Below are 226 nucleotides of genomic sequence, written 5' to 3' on the forward strand. Positions count from 1 at the left end.
ACCCGGACTGGCCTCACCCCAATTGAAGTTGATGGTGGCATCGATACGCGTCATTTTAGCCACCCCTGACAGATCGAAGCTATCGAAGTAGTCCCCTGTCAGCCCCGTTCCCTGACCAGCGCCAACCACGACGACCGGCGTAGTTGCCGCCGCCGTGTACACAAAGGTAACGTTGGTTGTAACCGACAGGCCAGCCACGTTGGTGGCTCGAAGCGTGGCGGTAAAC

At 58.8% G+C, this 226-nt stretch carries 1 protein-coding gene; it reads right to left on the minus strand.

What is annotated here, in order from left to right; translation table 11 throughout:
* Nucleotides 1-226: PA14 domain-containing protein (locus tag F7231_RS27170; protein ID WP_208295710.1), on the minus strand; the 226-nt coding region annotated here is incomplete at both ends.

Source organism: Fibrivirga algicola (assembly GCF_011742925.1).
Taxonomy (GTDB): domain Bacteria; phylum Bacteroidota; class Bacteroidia; order Cytophagales; family Spirosomataceae; genus Fibrella; species Fibrella algicola.